Source organism: Gilliamella sp. M0364, assembly GCF_016100565.1.
Taxonomy (GTDB): domain Bacteria; phylum Pseudomonadota; class Gammaproteobacteria; order Enterobacterales; family Orbaceae; genus Gilliamella; species Gilliamella apis.
Genome location: NZ_JACFSF010000002.1, coordinates 185472 through 204588 on the forward strand (window position 1 = coordinate 185472; position 19117 = coordinate 204588).

At 33.6% G+C, this 19117-nt stretch carries 20 protein-coding genes; 3 read left to right on the forward strand and 17 right to left on the reverse strand.

Going from position 1 to position 19117, the window contains the following annotated elements:
- Positions 1–70: 70 nt before the first annotated feature.
- From H3U96_RS04610 to rpsU, 8 genes are all read right to left on the reverse strand, one after another.
- The gene (locus H3U96_RS04610; RefSeq protein WP_034901131.1) at positions 71–400 is read right to left on the reverse strand and encodes a hypothetical protein; all 330 of its coding nucleotides are present in this window, start codon (positions 398–400) and stop codon (positions 71–73) included.
- Between the two features lie 143 nt (positions 401–543).
- Complete coding sequence (locus H3U96_RS04615; RefSeq protein WP_198195756.1) at positions 544–1296, reverse strand: SDR family oxidoreductase; 753 nt, start codon at positions 1294–1296, stop codon at positions 544–546.
- 122 nt (positions 1297–1418) lie between these two features.
- The gene (gene uspA / locus H3U96_RS04620; protein WP_086360228.1) at positions 1419–1871 is read right to left on the reverse strand and encodes a universal stress protein UspA; all 453 of its coding nucleotides are present in this window, start codon (positions 1869–1871) and stop codon (positions 1419–1421) included.
- A gap of 64 nt (positions 1872–1935) precedes the next feature.
- Entirely contained in the window at positions 1936–3450 is a 1515-nt protein-coding gene (gene pitA, locus H3U96_RS04625; protein WP_198195759.1) for an inorganic phosphate transporter PitA, read from the reverse strand.
- Positions 3451–3518: 68 nt separating this feature from the next.
- A complete protein-coding gene (locus H3U96_RS04630; protein ID WP_065614407.1) occupies positions 3519–4490 on the reverse strand; it encodes a bile acid:sodium symporter family protein in 972 nt (323 codons plus the stop codon).
- 63 nt (positions 4491–4553) lie between these two features.
- Positions 4554–6392, reverse strand: a complete 1839-nt coding sequence (rpoD, locus tag H3U96_RS04635) for an RNA polymerase sigma factor RpoD (protein ID WP_086360230.1) — start codon at positions 6390–6392, stop codon at positions 4554–4556.
- 82 nt (positions 6393–6474) lie between these two features.
- Positions 6475–8256 (reverse strand): DNA primase, encoded by a 1782-nt coding sequence (gene dnaG, locus H3U96_RS04640; protein ID WP_086360231.1) that lies wholly within the window; start codon positions 8254–8256, stop codon positions 6475–6477.
- A 133-nt stretch (positions 8257–8389) separates the two neighbouring features.
- Positions 8390–8605 (reverse strand): 30S ribosomal protein S21, encoded by a 216-nt coding sequence (rpsU, locus tag H3U96_RS04645; protein ID WP_034882800.1) that lies wholly within the window; start codon positions 8603–8605, stop codon positions 8390–8392.
- A 182-nt stretch (positions 8606–8787) separates the two neighbouring features.
- On the opposite strand from rpsU, the gene hemB reads away from it, so the two are divergent.
- Positions 8788–9798, forward strand: coding sequence for a porphobilinogen synthase (gene hemB / locus H3U96_RS04650; protein ID WP_086360232.1), 1011 nt, complete (start codon positions 8788–8790; stop codon positions 9796–9798).
- A 429-nt stretch (positions 9799–10227) separates the two neighbouring features.
- Positions 10228–11151 carry a hypothetical protein gene (locus H3U96_RS04655; RefSeq protein WP_086360233.1) on the forward strand — a complete coding sequence of 308 codons (924 nt, stop codon included), beginning with the start codon at positions 10228–10230 and terminating at the stop codon, positions 11149–11151.
- Positions 11152–11174: 23 nt separating this feature from the next.
- On the opposite strand, the gene nudC is transcribed toward H3U96_RS04655, so the two are convergent.
- From nudC to epmB, 6 genes are all read right to left on the reverse strand, one after another.
- Positions 11175–11978 (reverse strand): NAD(+) diphosphatase, encoded by an 804-nt coding sequence (gene nudC / locus H3U96_RS04660; protein ID WP_086360234.1) that lies wholly within the window; start codon positions 11976–11978, stop codon positions 11175–11177.
- Positions 11979–12038: 60 nt separating this feature from the next.
- On the reverse strand, positions 12039–13664 hold the full coding sequence (gene yidC, locus H3U96_RS04665; protein WP_086360235.1) for a membrane protein insertase YidC: 1626 nt from the start codon (positions 13662–13664) through the stop codon (positions 12039–12041).
- Positions 13664–13987: a membrane protein insertion efficiency factor YidD gene (yidD, locus tag H3U96_RS04670; protein ID WP_086353902.1), complete on the reverse strand. Its 324-nt coding sequence runs from the start codon at positions 13985–13987 to the stop codon at positions 13664–13666. Before yidD ends, yidC begins: the two co-directional genes overlap by 1 nt.
- Complete coding sequence (gene rnpA / locus H3U96_RS04675) at positions 13954–14310, reverse strand: ribonuclease P protein component (protein WP_034901111.1); 357 nt, start codon at positions 14308–14310, stop codon at positions 13954–13956. The genes yidD and rnpA overlap by 34 nt, the downstream gene beginning before the upstream one ends.
- A gap of 11 nt (positions 14311–14321) precedes the next feature.
- Positions 14322–14462, reverse strand: a complete 141-nt coding sequence (gene rpmH, locus H3U96_RS04680) for a 50S ribosomal protein L34 (RefSeq protein WP_025314679.1) — start codon at positions 14460–14462, stop codon at positions 14322–14324.
- A 160-nt stretch (positions 14463–14622) separates the two neighbouring features.
- Positions 14623–15648: an EF-P beta-lysylation protein EpmB gene (gene epmB / locus H3U96_RS04685; protein WP_198195761.1), complete on the reverse strand. Its 1026-nt coding sequence runs from the start codon at positions 15646–15648 to the stop codon at positions 14623–14625.
- Between the two features lie 32 nt (positions 15649–15680).
- Between epmB and efp the strand changes: the two genes are divergently transcribed.
- Positions 15681–16247, forward strand: coding sequence for an elongation factor P (gene efp, locus H3U96_RS04690; protein WP_034901106.1), 567 nt, complete (start codon positions 15681–15683; stop codon positions 16245–16247).
- Positions 16248–16453: 206 nt separating this feature from the next.
- Here efp and trmL read toward each other — a convergent pair whose 3' ends face one another.
- Genes trmL through H3U96_RS04705 form a run of 3 tightly spaced genes read right to left on the reverse strand, consistent with a single transcriptional unit; the run spans position 16454 to position 19081 of the window.
- Positions 16454–16936 carry a tRNA (uridine(34)/cytosine(34)/5-carboxymethylaminomethyluridine(34)-2'-O)-methyltransferase TrmL gene (trmL, locus tag H3U96_RS04695; protein WP_086360241.1) on the reverse strand — a complete coding sequence of 161 codons (483 nt, stop codon included), beginning with the start codon at positions 16934–16936 and terminating at the stop codon, positions 16454–16456.
- Between the two features lie 21 nt (positions 16937–16957).
- Positions 16958–18331, reverse strand: coding sequence for an envelope stress sensor histidine kinase CpxA (gene cpxA, locus H3U96_RS04700; RefSeq protein ID WP_198195854.1), 1374 nt, complete (start codon positions 18329–18331; stop codon positions 16958–16960).
- A 30-nt stretch (positions 18332–18361) separates the two neighbouring features.
- On the reverse strand, positions 18362–19081 hold the full coding sequence (locus H3U96_RS04705; protein ID WP_034901102.1) for a response regulator: 720 nt from the start codon (positions 19079–19081) through the stop codon (positions 18362–18364).
- Positions 19082–19117 lie beyond the last annotated feature (36 nt).

A 19117-nucleotide genomic window follows, 5' to 3' on the forward strand; every position in this document is an offset into this window, starting at 1 on the left:
GTTTTCATTATTTTTCCTAAAAAAATCCCTAAACAAAACAGCCTGACATTTTCATGTCAGGCTGTAAAAATTAAAAAACTTTTTTGCTGTTTTCGTATTCGTTCACTACCTTATTTAAGGCTTGGTAGATACTTTCTGCATCCTGTTTTTTTAATGCTTCATCAAGTATATTGAGATACGATAACATTAACTTCTGATTGTCTTCAGCAAATTGTGGCGAAACTTCCTGATCTTCATATAACATGACATAAGTACGCGCAAATCCAAAGATCAAAAAATAAACTGATGCATTTTTTGGATCATCTTGGATTAAAGTCCTCATAGCCTTACGTAGTTTTACATACGAGTCGGTACCAGGTAAGCTTGTCGCAAATGTTTTTGTTACGTCAGAAAATGTCATTGCTAAAACCTCAATCAAAATCACAAGCGAAAAGGATAGCAATCCATTAACATAAGTGCAAGTCTATTTTGATTTTCAATTCTATTTTTTTATTATTTTTTATTTAACACATTGATATATATCAATGCCAATTTGGTTTAATGTTAAACTTGTTTACAAACAGATAACCCTGCCGAAGCTTGGGCAACTGGCATAATTTCAATTGAATTCACATTAAAATGATTTGGTGTATTCACTAACCATGACACCGTATTAGCAATATCCTCAGGAGTAACATAATCAACATCTTTATAAACTGTCGCGGCTTGTTCGTCATTACCATGGAATCGTACATTTGAAAATTCTGTACCACCACATAATCCTGGTTCAATATTTGTTACTCTGATTCTTTTACCTAATAAATCTGTCCGTAAATTAGCACTAAATTGCTTAACAAATGCTTTTGAGGCACCATAAACATTACCACCTTTATAAGCATAAGTTCCCGCCACTGATCCAAGATTTATTATGTAACCATAATTGCGTTCAACCATACTCGGTAAAATTTGATGAGTTAGGTGAACTAAGCCAATAATATTAGTTTGAATCATGGTTTGCCAATCATTGTAGTCAGCTTCATATGCAGGTTCTAATCCCAGTGCCAATCCAGCATTATTGATTAATATATCAATCGGTTGAAATTCTTTCGGTAGTTGTAACAAGATGGTTTCGACTGCATCTTTTTTGGTGACATCAAACGTTAAAGGTAAAAAATTATCCCCTAACTGATCAGCAAGTTTCTGTAATTTATCACCTCTTCTAGCAGCACCAATGACTTTATAACCGTCAGCAATAAGTTTTCGACAAATAGCTTGACCAAAACCAGAAGAAGCTCCAGTAACTAAAGCGATATTCATATTCAATCCCCTTTACTCATGATAATTGTCTGATTTTACCTTTATAACATTGAAATAAATAATAGATTATTCTGCATTAAATACAAAAAAACCCGCTATATAGCGGGTTGACATCGAATATTTCATTTAGCTGGTTCTTCGGAAAGCTCTTCATCTTTTAAAGGAACAATCAACGTATCAATATGGGTATTATTAATTAGTTGACGAGCAGAAGACATTAATTTGCTCCAGAAATCTTGGTGATGACCACAAACAACCAGATCTGCACCATATTCATGGATAGCTTCAATTAATACTTGGCCAAATTCACCATTGCCAGAAAGAGTGTGTGCAATTGGATAACCAGCATCATCAGCAAGTTTATTCAATGCAATATGAGCATCTTCAGTGATACGATCTTTCATATCATTCATATTAATATCAACTAAACCAGTATAAAGATCAGAATAATTAATACCGACATGAATTAGTGATATTTGAGCATTATATGGTCTAGCCATAGAAACTGCTTTTTCAACAAGAACTTCACTTTCAGGTGATAAATCCACTGCGACTAAAATATGTTTATAAGCCATAATATTCACTCCTTCCTATTTTTGATGCTCTAATTAAATTAGAATTTATATTTCCTTTTTACTACTAAATTAATTTTTGAGCAAGCCAAAATAGTGACCCAGATAACAAAATTGAAATTGGCAATGTAAGAATCCAAGTTAATGCAATATTTTTAATTGTTTTACTTTGTACCCCACCACCATCAACAATCATCGTACCAGCAACCGATGAGGAAAGAACTTGAGTTGTTGATACAGGCATTCCAGTATAGCTTGCTATACCGATTGATAACGCGGTTGTAATTTGTGCAGAGACACCTTGAGCATAAGTCATCCCTTTTTTACCGATTTTTTCACCAATGGTTACTGCAACCCGTCGCCAACCTATCATAGTACCTACAGCAAGCGCTGAAGCTACGCCGATGATAATCCAAACTGGTGCGTACTCTACAGTTTTTAATAAATCATTATTTAGCGATTTTAAGTATTGCTTATCTTCTGTAGGTACATTTGGTTGTTTAGCAACATGAGATACCGTATCGGATAAACATAATAAAATACGTCTAGCCTGGGAGCGTTGATCTACATTAAGAGAACCATAATCATTCATTTTATTAAACAAATTATTAGCAATCCCTAATGTAGTAAACGAACGAGAGTAATCACAATGATATTGATTTAAATCATTTACAGGGATTGAAGTATCTACAGCAGACTGTTTTCCTATTACAGTATTAAGTTCATCATTATGAGTAATAAAATATTCTTCAATATTATGAATGGCATTCCTAGTATTAGTAATTTCATAGGTTGATGCTCCCATATTTACAATAAATCCAGCAGGCGCAATTCCCATTAATACTAGCATTAATAAACCAATACCTTTTTGCCCGTCATTAGCGCCATGAGAAAAACTTACTCCAGCAGCAGAAATGATCAACATTATGCGAATCCAAAATGGTGGTTTTTTCTTACCATAGAGTTTTTCGCGTTGTTCGGGCGTCATAAAAATACGCTCTCTTTTTTTACTACGTTTTTTACTTTGACCTTTACGAGTCCAGTATTTCCGCAGTAAAAAAATCATTAATCCGGCTATAACAAGACCAACAACAGGTGAAATTATTAATGATAAAAAGATTTGAATCATTTTAGGAATATTAAGTGCATCAATAATAGAAGTATCCATAATAAATGCATTAGCCAATGCAACACCAATAATTGCACCAATTAAAGTATGAGAGCTTGACGCTGGTATACCTACGTACCATGTACCTAAGTTCCATATAATGGCGGCAAATAAAATCGAAAATACCATTGCCAGGCCATGTGCAGAACTTACATTTAATAATAAATCAGTAGGTAAAAGATGAACAATTGCATAAGCAACACTAAGTCCACCAAGCAATACCCCAAAAAAGTTAAACATACCAGCCATAAAAACAGCAAGCTGTTCTTTTAATGCTCTAGTATATATTACTGTCGCAACTGCATTTGCGGTATCATGAAAGCCATTAATTGCCTCGTAAAAAAGAACAAAAAATAGTGCTAAAACTAGTAATATAATGGTTGAAAAGTCTAAATCAGCAAATAGATGAAACATAATATATCTTTCTGTTGTTAATAGCGGCTCTATTATCCTTGAGAATACCGCAATGAGCAAAACAATTTTTACATTTTTCGTTTCGCATAATGGGATGCTAGAACAGCACAGATCATTAATTGAACTTGATGAAAAATCATTAACGGCAAAATCATTATTCCAGTTATAGACATAGGGAAAATCACACTAGCCATAGGAATACCACTTGCAAGACTTTTTTTAGAGCCACAAAATACAATTGTGATTTCATCTTCTTTGCTAAAACCCAACAATCGCGAGCTATAAGTAGTAATTAATAACACGATGGTTAACAAAATTATCGAATAAAAAATAATTTCTAAAAGAGATAAAAAACTAACTTTTGCCCAAATACCATTAACTACCGCATCACTAAAAGCAACATAAACAACTAATAATATTGATATACGGTCAGTTTTTGAAATAACACTTTTATATTTATCCACCCATTTGCCAATAAAACGTCTAGATAAATGACCAACTACAAAAGGTAACATCAGTTTAAGCATAATAGATTCAATGGCATCTAAAATATTCATCGAAGCAGCGGCTTGAGTATGCATTAATAGACCGACTAAGACAGGAGTAATAAATACACCTAATAATGTCGATGCCGATGCGCTACAAATTGCTGCAGCCACATTACCTTTTGCTATTGATGTAAAAGCAATTGCCGACTGGACAGTAGCAGGTAAAACACAAAGGTAAACAAAGCCTAGATAAAGATCTTCAGATAAAAAAGTTGGTACAAGCAATTGCATCATCATCCCTAAAATAGGGAACACCACGAAAGTAATAACAAATATCAATAAATGTAATCGCCAATTTTTTATACCAATAACTATCGCATCAAATGACAGTTTTGCTCCATGCATAAAAAATAATAGACCAATAGCAAAAGTTGTGAGAGCTTCAAAAACAACCTTAGCTTGTCCTTCACATGGGAAAATACTTGCCGTCATCACAACACAAATCAAAATCAGCAAGAATGAATCAATTTTAAAACGTTGAAGTATATTCATGATATTAGTTTGATTAGTTAAAAAAATCGCCACAAAAGTGGCGATATATCTAAAGTTATACTTTTACTCTAGGAAGCTTCGTAGTACATCAGATCGGCTTGGGTGACGTAATTTACGTAATGCTTTAGCCTCAATCTGACGAATACGTTCACGTGTTACATCAAATTGTTTACCAACCTCTTCAAGAGTATGGTCGGTATTCATATCAATACCGAATCGCATGCGTAACACTTTAGCTTCACGTGGTGTTAAGCCAGACAAAATATCACGTGTTGCACTACGCAGACTTTCAGATGTAGCGGCTTCTAATGGTTGCTCTAGTGCTGTATCCTCAATAAAATCACCTAAATGTGAATCTTCATCATCACCAACTGGTGTTTCCATTGAAATAGGCTCTTTAGCAATTTTCAATACTTTACGAATTTTCTCTTCCGGCATTTGCATGCGTTCAGATAACTCTTCTGGTGTTGGTTCACGACCAATTTCTTGTAACATCTGACGTGAAATTCGATTTAACTTATTGATTGTTTCAATCATATGTACAGGTATACGTATTGTTCTTGCTTGGTCAGCAATTGAACGTGTAATCGCTTGTCTAATCCACCAAGTGGCATATGTAGAGAATTTATATCCTCGGCGATATTCAAACTTGTCAACAGCCTTCATCAAGCCAATGTTACCTTCTTGAATAAGATCTAAGAACTGTAAACCTCGGTTAGTATATTTTTTCGCTATTGAAATTACCAAACGTAAATTGGCTTCTACCATCTCTTTCTTAGCTCGTCGGGCTTTTGCTTCACCGATAGACATTCGTCTATTAATGTCTTTAATTTGCTCAATAGAAAGATTCGTTTCTGTTTCTATCTGTTGTAAACAGATAATTTCAGCCTCAATTGGCGCTTCAAATTCCATTAAATTAGCAGCAAAAGCGCCTTTACCTGTGACGGCTTTTTTATACCAATTCATGTTATTTTCATTGCCACTAAAATGCGTCATAAATTGTTTTTTCGGCATTTTACACTGTTCAACACAGATCTTCATAATTACACGTTCATGTGCTCTTACGCGATCCATCATGCTTCTCATATTATTAACAAGAATATCAAATTGTTTACCTACTAATCTGAATTGTTTGAAAACTTCAGATAAATTTTCAATTTCTTGTTGTGCTTTTTTATGAGCACGTCCATATTTTTTTATTGCTGCTGAGGTTTTATCATGCTGTTCTTTAAGTTCAGAAAATTTGGCTCTTGCCACTTCTGGATCAATTGAAACATCATCATCAGCTGAGGAATCGCCATCTTCTTCACTTTCGTCATCGTTATCATCGATATCGATTTCAGCTTCACTCTCGTCTAACTCTTCTGGAAGCTCTTCAGATGCTTCTTCAGCATTAGGATCAACAAAACCAGTGATAAGATCAGATAAACGAACCTCACCACTTTCCACTAAATTGTATTGTTCTAAAAGATAAGTAATCGCTTCTGGGTATTCAGATACTGAGGTTTGAACTTGATTAATCCCATCTTCAATACGTTTTGCGATATCAATTTCACCTTCACGAGTTAATAATTCTACTGCACCCATTTCACGCATATACATACGGACAGGATCTGTCGTTCTGCCTATTTCTGATTCTACATTAGATAAAACTAGTGCTGTAGCTGCCTCAACGGCCTCTTCATCCGGAACATTATCTGAAAGTAATAATTCATCTGAATCTGGGGCTTCTTCAAGTACTTGAATGCCCATATCATTGATCATTTGGATAATATCTTCAATCTGATCTGAGTCAATGATTTCTTCAGGCAAGTGATCATTGACATCAGCATAGGTCAGGTATCCTAGCTCCTTTCCTCGGATGATCAGGAGTTTTAACTGTGATTGAGAATTTTGCTCCATAAAGGTATCCACATTTAGTTATTCGGTCATGTATATTATATATGCAGAATAAGAAATAATTTTCTACATATACCCTGTATATTTAGTCTTTTTTTGATAAAACAAGTATTAATGTCGCTAATTCTTTTTTCTCTGCGGTACTTAATCCGGAGACTCTCTCTTTTGCGATCAGTTCATCTTGCCTTTGGGCGAGTATATTATCATATAACTCTTTTAAAGTATGAGAAAAAATTGAATCTATTTCATCATCTTGGTAATGGTACTCCCATGTAGCTAAACGACTTAACTGTTTATAAAATGGTCGACTAGTACACTCTGTTAATATCTGTGCTGTAGTTATATTTGGGTATTGTTGGCATAATTCAAGTAGCTCAATAAATATATCTATGCCAGCTAAATTAACTTGTCGCATAACATTAATATCTGCAACCATTTTAGCCATATTCGGATATTGCAGTAATAAACCAATCAAAATCCGCATGGTCGTTAATTTCATCTGCGGTGCAGACACGGCCTCAATAGGTTTATTTTCACTTTTATTTTGATTAGCGGCAATAAGTTGTTCTATTTGTGATATATCAAGTAGACCTAAGTAACGACCTAATTTCTGAAGTAAATTAAGTCTGAATACTTTTGCTTTAACTTGCTCAAGTAAAGGTATGGCAAGCGAACTCAATTTAGCTTTACCTTCAGCAGTTTTTAGGTCAACTTGTTTTAATAATTCATCAAATAAAAATTCCGATAAATTAGGAGAATTTTTTACATAATCTTCAAAACCGTCTTTACCAACTTTACGCACAAAACTGTCAGGATCTTCATCTTGTGGTAAAAAAGCAAAAGTAATTTCTTTACCATCAATCAAACAAGGTAGTAAAACATTAAGTGCTCGCCAAGCTGCACTTCGCCCTGCATTATCACCATCATAACAAAATATGACAGAATCAGTTGCTCTAAATAATAATTTGATATGTTCTTCAGATGTTGATGTACCTAATGCAGCAACCGCATAATCAACTCCGTATTGAGCAAGTGATACGACATCCATATATCCTTCAACCACAATCAGTTGTTCTGGATTTCGATTAACCTCTTGCGCTTCATAAAGACCATACAATTGGAAACCTTTATGAAAAATTGGCGTTTCTGGTGAATTAATATATTTGGCTGAATCATTAACAATCGTTCTACCTCCAAAAGCAATGACATTACCTTGCCTATCGCGAATTGGAAACATTATACGACCACGGAAACGATCATATTGATTACCACTATCATTGGTAACTAACATGCCAGCTTGATTATATAATTTTGTTTCAGCTTTAGTTTTTACCACATTTTGTGAAGTTAAACGCCATTCATTAGGCGCATAACCTATTTTATATCTAGTTATAATCTCTTGATTTAAACCACGTTGATCAAGATACATATGAGCATCTTTTGACGTCGATAATGCTAATTGCTGTTGGTAGAAATCGGTGATTTTTGCCATCAAGGAGTAGAGATCACGACGCAAATTACGCGATTCAATTTGCTTTGATTGATCAGCTTGATTGCTATCACTTTCCGTGTAAGGAACACGAATGCCTTGCATACTAGCAATTTCTTCAATGGCTTCAGGAAACGTTAATCGTTCATACTGCATTAAAAAATTTACAGCAGAACCTGATGCACCACAGCCAAAGCAGTAGTAAATTTGTTTTTTTTCATTTAATGAAAAAGAAGCGGTTTTTTCATCATGAAAAGGACAACAACCAAAATAATTATTTCCCTTTTTTTTCATTTTAACGCGCTTACCTATCACATCAAGAATACTTGTGCGGGCAAGCAAATCTAAAATAAAATCGCGAGGAATAAGACCTTTCATGATAAAATTCAACCAATTATGGCATTATAAAAAGACAACAAGCCGTAATAATAATACGGCTTGTTAAAATTGTTTATATCTAGAATATAAATGAATTGTTTTTTAAAAACAATTTAAATTTTCAGTATAAAAATTAATATAGACGAGTGCGACGAGCGTTTTCTCTTTCTAATTTCTTAGCATGGCGTTTAACAGCAGCTGCTTTTGCGCGTTTACGAATAGTTGTTGGTTTTTCGTAAAATTCACGATTACGAACTTCAGCTAATACTCCTGCTTTTTCGCAAGAACGTTTAAAACGACGTAATGCTACATCGAAAGGTTCATTTTCACGTACTTTAATTACTGGCATGTGCCTCTCACCTCAAATTTGTTTAATATCACAAAGGACTAAAATTAGTGCGCAATTTTACTCCTAATTGGTATGGGTTGTAAAGTAAAATATCGTATAATTACTATATGATAAATTAATTTGCTAATCTACTTTTTCAATCAGATAATAAAATAGTTTGATTAAAGATATATAGGTGTTTTATGTCGTCTTTCTTTACTGGTCAATATCCACAAAAACGTTTACGTCGAAACCGTGCACAAGATTTTAGTCGTCGTCTAGTAGCAGAAAATCATTTAACGGTTAATGATCTAATTTACCCAGTATTTATTGTTGAAGGCAACAATATCAGTCAATCCGTACCATCAATGCCGAATGTAAAACGAATGAGTATTGATATATTAATGAAAGAAGCTGAACAAGTTGCTAAATTAGGTATACCAGTACTTTCATTGTTTCCGGCTATTGATACCTCACTAAAATCACTATTAGCCGAAGAAGCTTATAACGAACAAGGTTTAGTTCCTAGAGCAATTCGAGCATTAAAAAAAGAAATACCAGAACTTGGAATTTTAACCGATGTCGCTCTCGATCCTTATACGACACACGGTCAAGATGGTATTATTGATGACAACGGTTATGTTCTCAATGATATATCTGTCGAAGCGTTAATAAAACAAGCATTAATACAAGCAGATGCTGGTGCAGATATTATTGCACCAAGTGATATGATGGATGGCCGAATTGGTGCAATACGTAAAGAACTAGAATTACATAATTTTGTTAATAGCCAAATTATGGCTTACTCGGCAAAATATGCATCTAGCTTTTATGGACCTTTTCGTGATGCCGTTGGTTCAGCTAATAATATCAAAGGTGGCAATAAAAAAACTTATCAACTTGATCCAGCCAATAGCAATGAAGCCTTACAAGAAATTTATCAAGATTTAAGCGAAGGCGCAGATATGGTCATGGTTAAACCTGGATTGCCCTATTTAGATATCGTTCGTCGAGTAAAAGAAACTTTTGCAGTACCTACATTTGCCTATCAAGTATCAGGAGAATATGCAATGTTAATGGCTGCAATCGAAAACGGTTGGTTAGATGAAAAGTCTACTATCATGGAATCTCTACTCTGTTTCAAACGAGCAGGCGCCGATGGCGTGTTAACTTATTTTGCTAAGCAAGTAGCTCAATGGCTCAATAACCAGTGATAGCTACATTATATTTATCATATCAATTTACTAATTAAAGTGAATTGATATGATTAATAATTTAAAAACTAACACAAATCTTCACAGTAAATTCTAATCTATATTGAGAAACAAATAACCAAAATTAGCCCAATCAAACATATCAATAATAAATAACATCATTAATATTTTAATTTTTTTAATAAACATTAAATTAAATCAATTACAAAATCTTAATTTATGGATAAAATATATTAAGTTACTTGTTCTGACACTAAAAATCACAAATTAGGTGATGAGTGTGAAGATTAGTCTGATATGATGATCAAGTAACTATTCAATAATATAAATATTATTGCCCATAGCTAGAATAAACTGATGAATCGAAATATTAATATCGCTATTAGATATAAATAAAATTTTAACCAATAACATTAAGAAGCCAATATTATGAAAAATTATATCTATCTATTTTTATTAAGTATTTTATTGTTAACTGGATGTGATAATAAAAAAAACAGCCAATCATCATCTGATGAAACTCCAACGACTAATCAAAATAACGAAGTTAATACTAATACCCAAAATGATACAACTGATAAAACTACAGGTACAACAAATAACAATGAAGACAATACAATCAAATCTAGTAATGACAATAAATCACAGTTACCAACCCAAGTAACTAATAGCTATCTATTTCATACCGAACCAGAGTTGTTACCTAATAAGAAACTCATTAAACAGCAAACTATTCAAAGTTCGGATAAAAAATCTATTAATTATAACGATAAAGGTTATGTTAAAGATTACGACTTGGAAGGATTATATGGCGAAATAAATTATGATACAGCTAAATACATTTATGGTATGAAAGATACTAGAAACAGTTATGACATTACCTTCGATGAATCTAAAAATATTATTGGTATGAAAAATAGTAATGATGAAATTGTTGCTATTAGTGAATTTGATGAACAAGGCCGTTTAGTTGAAACCACTTTATCTAACTTCGCTGATAATAATATTAATTTTATCAGTAAGATTATTTATGAAAATGATCTGGTTGAACAAGTATTATATAACGCTTATGTAAAAATGGATGATAAAAAACAATTACCCGTTTTAGTAAGAGAAAAAGATGTTATTTATAATGCAGACAAACAATTAGAAAAAACTATCACTCGAACCTTCAAATTATCTGCCAAAGGCGAAGTCATTATCAATGATAAAAATGAACAAGAATTAGAATCTACTGAAACTTGTAGTTATTCTGAATATAACCAAAATAATGACTGGACCAAAGCTGTTTGTGAAACAACCGGAAATGGTTCAAGTAAAATTAATCTAACCAGGACCATCGAGTATCTATAACTTATTAAATAAAGTGAATATGATCAGTTTTCACCAAACTCATCATATTCACGACAAAGTATAATTGTATCCTCAATTAAACGCCTTGCTATCGTGCCATATTCAGGTATTTTTGGTAATTGAGAATAATGGTACCAATCAGCTTCTACTAACTCATTTTTATCGATAGTAATCTCACCACTATCATAATCTGCTAAATAAGCCATCATCATAGAATTAGGAAATGGCCAAGGTTGCGAACCGACATAACGAATATTTTTAATTTTTATTTTTGACTCTTCATAAACTTCTCTAGCTACTGTCGTTTCCATGGTTTCACCAATTTCAGTAAAACCCGCTAATACAGTATATAAATTATCTTGATTATGCCTTACATGTTTTGCCAATAAAATTTTATTTTTATTGCGAATAGCGACAATAATGGATGGTGAAATTTGTGGATAATAACGTTGATGACAATGATCACATAGACAACACCATTCGGTTTGACTGATATACATCTCATGGCCACAGTAGCCACAATATTTATGAGACCGATAAAACTCAGACAACTGTACCGCTCTGCCAGCCATATTAAACAAAGACTGATCTGTACTATTAAGTAAAGGTCTAATCGAGCCCATGGAACTACTCATTTCTTGACAAATTAACCACGCTGTTTGTCCATTCCATTCACCAATAGGCTGAGCGAGTTTATTGGTAAATCCTAATTCGCTGGCGATACCGTTGGGAACTTCGCCATTAGGTAACCATAGACGACCATTTTTACTCACAAACCAGTAGCCTTTTTCGTTACCGATTAAATTATATTGTTTTTGTATATCCATAATACCAATACCAAAAAATGAATATTAAAAAGGAGGATATTACTCCTCCTTTTTATCAAGCTATTTCTTTTTCTTCTCATGAAGACCTTTTTTCTCAAGTTCCCAGTAAATTATACGTTGCTGAGCAATCGTAAACAAGTTACTTACAGTATAGTATAAAACTAAACCTGATGGGAACCATAAGAAGAACACCGTAAAGATTAATGGCATATAAGTCATTAATTTTTGCTGTAATGGATCGGTAACCGGTGATGGTGACATCTTCTGAATTAAGAACATGGTTCCACCCATTAATAATGGCAAAATATAATATGGGTCTTGCGCCGATAAGTCATAAATCCAAAGAGCAAATGGAGCATGACGTAACTCTACTGTATTACCTAACATATAAAACAGTGATAAGAAGATCGGCATTTGAATCAACAATGGTAAACAACCGCGAAGAGGGTTAACTTTCTCTTGTCGATAAAGTGCCATTGTTTCCATACTCAGTTTTTGTCTATCATCACCATAACGTTCTTTTAGTGCTTGTATACGAGGTTGTAATAACTTCATTTTAGCCATTGAACGATATTGTGCTCGTGTTAGTGGGAATAAAATACCACGCACAATAAAGGTGATAACAATAATTGAAAAGCCCCAATTGCCTATAAAGCTCTGAATAAATTTTAATAAATAAAACAGTGGTTGAGATAAGAACCATAACCAACCATAATCAACAATTAAATCAAGATGATTAGCGGTTTCTTTTAACTGACTTTGGATTTCTGGACCTAACCATAATTTTGCACTTACTGATTGAGTTTTACCTGGTTGAATAACGGCAGTTTCACCTTTAAAACCAATCGTAGCTTGGGAATTTTTAGCCGTAGCACGTGAATAAAATAGGTTGTTTTGATCCTGTGCAGGGATCCAAGCAGAAGCAAAATAGTGTTGCAACATAGCAACCCAACCAACATTAGTTTCAACAGATAAAGCCTTATCTTTGATGTCACCAAAGCTATATTTACTATAATTAGTATCAGCACTGGAATAAGCAGTACCACGGAACGCACTTAATCCTAATCCGCCACCACCTTCGGTAACAGCATCATCTGGTAAATCAATAGTTTGTTTTAACTGACCATACATCGATACTTCTATAGGATTTTGGCTTTGGTTATCAATATCATACTGAACATCAATAGCATAATTGCCACGATGTAAAATATAATATTTAGTATAAGTCACTCCATTAACTTGATACGTTAATGGAACTTTCAACTCATCTACACCATCAGCTAAAACATATTCAGATTGAGCAGTTTGATATACTGGACGTTTACTTCCTTGAATTGCATTATCTGGACCATCTTTACCTGTTAAGCCACTTTCAGCAATATAAATAAAGTCAGGTTTAGATGTTAATAATTGGAAAGGCGTACCAGAATGAAGAGACTGCTCATATTTTAACAATTGTGCAGCTTGTACATCGCCACCATAGGTATTAACCGTTAATGACAATACATCAGATTTTATCGTGATTGTTTTACCTTGTGCAAAATCCGCTGGTGAATCTTCACCTATTTGTTGCGTCAATTGATTAGCAACAGGCGGTTTTGGCGCATGATCTTCTTCCCATGCTTTCCAAAGCAGGAAAGAGACGAAAAGTAAAGCAATGACTAAAATATTACGTTGAGATCCCATTAGTGTTTTTCTCTATCGGTTTTAGTTTTAGGAGGTACAAAATCTTCACCTCCTTCATGTAAAGGGTGACATTTTAATACACGTTTGACAGTTAGCCAACTACCTTTTATTAATCCAAAGCGTCTTAATGCAATTACAGCATATTGAGAACAAGAAGGAGTAAAGCGACATTTAGGCCCTAATAAAGGACTAATAATACGCTGGTATATTTTAATGACAAAAACAAAAGCATTAATAATCAAATAATTAAACGCATAAACATGCTGTTTAAATATCAATATTAATTTATTCAGTTTCTTTGTTTTTTGATGATTTGTTGACATAGTTTGTCTAATGTCTCAACTAATTGTTGATTATTCAATTGTATAACAGGCTGTTTAGCCATCAAAATAAAATCGATATTAGGAAACTGATGTTGATGGTGACGAAAATATTCTTTAGCTAATCGTTTAATTCGATTACGCTCGTGTGCTCGTTTAACCTGTTTTTTAGCTATAGCAAAACCTAATCTAGAATGAGCTAGATCATTTTTCCGTGTAACTAAAGTAAGAAAAGGCGAACCTGCACGAATAGATTCTTGAAAAACGCGATTAAAATCGAAGGGAGTTAACAAACGTAACTCCCGAGGAAAAGTGAGTTTAGTCACTCAACTTTAAATTAGCTAGCAACGGTTAAACGAACACGGCCTTTAGCGCGACGACGAGCAAGAACTTGACGACCGTTTTTAGTAGCCATACGTGCACGGAAACCGTGAGTTCTATTACGTTTTAATACTGATGGTTGAAATGTGCGTTTCATGACGATTTATATCCAAATCTAATTTATCAACAAGTTGTAGAGTATAAACTCCACAGCATTAATTAAAGAGGCCCGAATTATAGAGGCTATTTTATTTTTCGTCAATGAGATTTTAATACATAAATTGTAAGGACTGTATTAAATAAATATATCGCCTTTATTAATCATTAATCGCTATGACTCGCTTACTTTTTTCACCGCCGATTTCACGAGCTAATTTTGGCACAAGATAACCTGATACATTTTTCGCAAGTTGTCTCATAATTTGCTTAGCATTATCATCATCCACTAAAAAATGAGCAGCCCCTTGCACTTTATCCAATAAATGGATGTAATAAGGCAAAATGCCTATTGAAAATAATTTATTACTTAAACAAGCTAATACATCAGCATCATCATTAACTTTTTTCAATAACACACTTTGATTCAAAACCGTTACCTGATGTTCCTTTAAACGCTTGATAGCATTAGTAACATTATCATCAATTTCATTTGGATGATTAATATGAGTAACTAATACAATTTGTAACCTGGTTTTAGCAAATAACCGACACAGTTCGCTAGTAATACGATTAGGTATCACCACAGCTAAACGGCTATGAATACGTAACCGCTTGATATGAGGTATTTTCTCTAATTCGGTTATTAAAAAAGCCATCTCGTGATCCTTAGCCATTAACGGATCACCACCAGAAAGGATAATTTCATCCAGTTCTGGATGGCTTGCAATATATGCCAATGCAGCCCCAAGATTTTTTTTAGTTCCTTGATTATCGTGATAAGGAAAATGTCGTCTAAAACAATACCGACAATTAATCGCACATGCAGTTTTAGTCATTAATAATGCACGATTATGATATTTATGTAGTAACCCTGGAATGGTATTATTCTGCTCTTCTAAAGGATCTTCACTAAAACCCGCTACATTAATTAATTCTTTTTCATCACAAAGAACTTGTAACAACAATGGATCTTGACTATCACCTTTTTCCATCCGATTTATAAAAGCCATAGGAACCCGAAGCGGGAATTGCTTTCTCGCTTGCAACATAGGCAGAGAAATCTCCTCAGGATCTAAATTCAAACAACGATAAAGCTCTTTGATATCGGTAACGACATTAGCAAGTTCAAAAATCCACTCATCTTTATTTGGTTGTTCAATATTTTGCTGTATAATGTGGCTCATTTTTGTAATTCAGAATGATAGTTGGAGCTTTTATGGCATCTTTTAGTACTAATGAGTTTAAAGCCGGTCTTAAAATAATGCAAGATGGCGAACCTTGTGTAATTGTTGAAAATGAATTTTATAAACCCGGAAAAGGACAAGCAATTAACCGCGTAAAAATAAAAAAATTACTGTCTGGTAAGACTGTTGATAAAACATTCAAATCAGGTGAATCCGTTGAAGCCGCTGATGTTGTTGATATGAATTTAACCTATTTATATACTGATGGTGAATTCTGGCATTTCATGAATAACGATACATTTGAGCAACTTTCTGCTGATGCTAAAGCTGTAGGTGACAATGCTAAATGGTTAGTTGATCAAGCTGAATGTATTTTAACTTTATGGAATGGTCAACCAATTGCGGTAACGCCACCAAACTTTGTTGAACTAGAGGTTATTGAAACTGACCCAGGTCTAAAAGGTGATACAGCAGGGACTGGTGGTAAACCAGCGACACTATCAACTGGTGCTGTAGTACGTGTTCCATTATTTGTACAAATTGGTGAAGTACTTAAAGTTGATACTCGTTCTGGTGAATATGTTTCACGTGTTAAATAATATCAACGAGATATAAATACTATTTTTAAAAAAGAGGTCAATATGACCTCTTTTTTATTAACTAAATAAAAAAGTTAATATTTATTTTGAGGAAAGGGGTTTTTATTTCAATAATTAGGCTCAGCTTTTCGGCAATTACCTATCCAGCACTCAATCAAACCAGCGAACAGCAGTAAACTAACAATATCTAAATTAAGAATTTTAGTTTATTTAGCTCCAATATAATTTAGTTGTCGCCATGATTCATAAACAACTACAGCAACAGAATTAGATAAATTCATACTTCGACTATTGGCAACCATTGGAATTCTAATTTTTCTATCTTGTGGTAGCACATCAAGAATGCGATTTGGTAAACCGCGGGTTTCAGGGCCAAACATTAAAAAATCTGCTTGTTTATAATTGACTTCACTATGTGATTTTTGGCCTTTTGTGGTTAAGGCATAAACTTGTGAAGCCAAATCAAGCTGATTTGCCTCTAAAAAATGATCAAGATTTTTATAACGTTTTACATCGACAAATTCTTGATAATCAAGTCCTGCTCGCCTTAGTTTTTTATCGTCCCAAAAAAATCCCATTGGTTCGATAATATGTAAATTAAAACCAGTATTAGCACATAAACGAATAATATTACCCGTATTAGCCGGAATTTCAGGTTCAAACAACACAATATTTAAAGGCGCATTCAACACAATAATTTCTCTTAACAATTAATATTTTTGAAGTGGTAATACTATCACAATTTTCAGCCCACCTAACTGACTTTTCTCAGCTTTAACTGTGCCGTTATCTCGAGTAATAGCATTCGCTACAATTGCTAAGCCTAACCCTGTACCACCCGACTCTCGGTCTCGAGCTTCATTAGTACGATAAAATGGTCTAAAAATTTGCTCAAGCTCATTATCGGCAACACCTGGACCATCATCATCAATAGTAATAGTCACAGTTTGTTGTTGGATAATAAAATTCACATCAATCCTTTGATTTGAATAACGAAATGCATTTCTTATCACATTTTCAAGCGCACTACATAACGCTTCTGGATAGCACAAAATTGTATGATTAGAAGGAGAATTTTGAATAGAAAATTGTTTTGCTATCTGATTGGCTTCAAAAGTCGCATTATCCAATACATTTTTAAATAATACATCTAATGATTTAAATTCACGAACTTCATTATTATCATGCTGATTCCTTGCTAAGGATAATAAGTCACCTATCATCGAATCAAGCTTTAAAGCTTCATTATTTATCCGCAAAACTTCATTGCTTTCACCTTGCTTACGGCGCAATAACGAAGTTGCCAATTGCAATCGGGTCAATGGAGTACGTAATTCATGGGAAATATCAGAAAACAGCCGTTGCTGTAGATCTTGCATCCGTTTCAATTCTCTAAGCATATGGTTAAAACTTGCACCTGTGGCTTTATATTCATAAGAACCAACTTTTTCAAGCTCAGGCCACTGTTGTAAATTACCATTTGCGACCTGTTCTGCTGCCAATCGAAGTCCTCGTGCTGGTTTAGCTATACTCCAAGACAACCACAACAAAAATGGAGAACTGGCTAACATGGTTAATGTTAAAAGTAAGAAAGGATGATCAAAAATCAAATTAACAAATTGAGATTGAATATCTGATGCGGGCTGTAATAAAAATAGTTGATATTCATCATTAGCATAGTGAATAAGGAAAGGACCAATAATCTCTTGATTATCATAAATTTTTTTCGCTGGATCATCAACATCATGCGATTTTTCACTAAAACTTTTTACTAAATCAATATTTTTAGTATCTGCAGTAATAATTTGCTGATTAGGTGTAACAATAAATAGGACTTGACCAGTTTTTTGATAATTATCCATTACCACAATAAATCTCATCCACCAGCGAAAACTATCTTTCGGTATTTTAGTGAGATCTTTTTCTATCTGACTTGCAAGAACTTCACCACTTTCTTTATCTTTATTGGCTAAATAAGTTAAATTACGTGAGTCGAGTTCGGGCAATACCATTACAAGCGCAAGGAAAAAAGCGATCGTAAGTAAGAATATTGTGAAAATTCTAATTGTTAGACGATCAAAAATCCACATAGATTCTTACCATATTTAAAAAAGCTAATTTTGCAACAAATCATCATTTTGATCTACAACAAATAGATATCCTTTTGAACGCAATGTTTTAATCCATGGTAAGCCATCACTTCGAGGTGGAAGTTTTTTCCGTAAATTAGAGACATGAACGTCAATTGAACGTGCTAATGGGATAAATTCTTTCCCTAATACTGTCTCACTAAGAGTATCCCTTGAAATAGTCATCCCTTTATTTTCAAGTAATTTAAGTAATACTTGAAATTCTGTGCCAGTTAATTCGATGTATTTATCATCAAAATAAACAGATTGTTGTTTGGTATTTACCACAAGTTTATCAATAATATATTGTAATGGTTTTTCACTACTTTCATTACCGGCAGTATCCCATTTAGCCCTACGCAATAAAGCGTTAATTCGAGCAATTAATTCTCGATCATTGAAAGGTTTAAGAATATAATCATCAGCGCCAAGTTCAAGACCATTGATTTTATCGAGTTCGCTATCTTTAGCTGTTAAGAAAATAACAGGAACGGTGAATTCACTTCTTAGTGAAGACAAGACACTTAATCCATTCATTTCTGGCATCATAATATCAAGTAAAACCAGATCGATGGAATCATCAAACTTTTCTAACGCTTCAATACCATTATTTGCAACTTCGACTGTGAACCCTTCCAATTCTAATAATTCACATAATAACGACGCAATTTCTAGATCATCATCAACTACAAGTAATTTGCTCATTATAATCCTCAATAAGTAATGAAATCCTTAATTTTA